The sequence below is a fragment of the Microcoleus sp. BM001215392 genome (genome assembly GCF_036700185.1).
Taxonomy (GTDB): domain Bacteria; phylum Cyanobacteriota; class Cyanobacteriia; order Cyanobacteriales; family Microcoleaceae; genus Microcoleus.
In genome coordinates, this window is sequence record NZ_JAUBOJ010000719.1 from 1 (window position 1) to 1,326 (window position 1,326).

The window sequence follows — 1,326 nt, forward strand, 5'->3', positions numbered from 1 at the left end:
AAAATCAATCAAATTACTCGTAGGGGCTCTCGCATTTGGGCGACAATTTAGAACAAAAAACCCCAGATTTCATGCCCAAATGCGAGAGCCCTGCCCCAATGAAAGGATCTCGATCGCAACGCCGGCAGTTTATCAAAACCAAATATTCATTGACTCTCGCGCATCAAGGATTGACCAATATTTGGTAATTATGACTTACGCATGGGGGCTGGGTGAAGCATTCGGGAATTAGATCGCAGGTTGGGAATCAACTATTGTCGCCCGAATGCTTCACCCCTACAAAGTTATCGGTATCCGGGCGTAGCGTAGCGGGGCTCCATCCATCGCAGATTTGCCGAAACAGGCGATCGCGCGATCGCATCCATCAACAACACAAAAAAAAGACACCGCACTCCCGCCGTTTCCCTACCCAAAAAAGCCACCAAATTGTTCAACAATTACCAAAAAGAGAAGGACACAGCACCGTGCTGTGTCCTTCTGTTTTTGGGATACAGCATTGCTGTATCCCCCTGCATACCCTCGATATTCAGATGAGAATTCTTGCCGTTTAGAACAAGAACAATTCAGAATTACCAGAAACTCCCAAATTGACATTGACAGTAGCAAACAAACTGTTGCCACCAACCGTAGAACCGTTGCTATCGTAATACAGCTTAGTCGTATTAGCTGCACTATCGAACAGAGCAATAATCGACGGCGAAGTCAACGTAGACTCGATCGCGCTTACAGTAGCAACCGTGCTGCTGTACCGGTAGAAACTCGAAGTCAAAACCCCAGCTCCCAATCCGGCAAAACCAACCTTGTCAAGGTTAATTACATCATCAACAATGCTGTAATCGGTAATGATATCTCCGCCACCAGCAGTAGTTCCGGCGAACACAAACACATCAGCACCAAGTCCGCCGCTGAGAACATTTGTTCCCAAACCGCCGATCAAAGTGTCGTTACCCGCGTCGCCGTTGAGAGTATCGTTACCCGCGCCGCCGAAGAGACTGTCATTACCAGCCCCACCGGAGATGCTGTCATTACCAGCGCCACCGTTGAAGATATCAGCACCCGATCCCCCGTTCAAGATGTCAGCAAACTCAGTACCGGTGACATTATTAGCAGTCGAATTTCCGGTAAACAAGACAGGTGTGCTGAAGTTGTAACCGCCAGCACCAGAACCAAAGTTGTAAACTCCGGTTGTCGGGAAAGTACCCGGATTAGCAGTTAAATCAACAACACTACCTGAGTTGGTAGAAGTACCAGCCGGAGTATTGACGATCGTCCCTGTAAATACAAAGTCCGCAGTTCCCAAAGTCCCAGCAGCAGTACCCAAGTTGG

2 protein-coding genes are annotated in these 1,326 nt (G+C 48.3%); both read right to left on the reverse strand.

Going from position 1 to position 1,326, the window contains the following annotated elements:
• Positions 1 to 284: 284 nt before the first annotated feature.
• Positions 285 to 434 (reverse strand): hypothetical protein, encoded by a 150-nt coding sequence (locus QT974_RS34420; RefSeq protein ID WP_333472827.1) that lies wholly within the window; start codon positions 432 to 434, stop codon positions 285 to 287.
• Positions 435 to 547: 113 nt separating this feature from the next.
• The coding region (locus QT974_RS34425; protein WP_333472828.1) for a calcium-binding protein at positions 548 to 1,326 on the reverse strand (779 nt) is incomplete at its 5' end.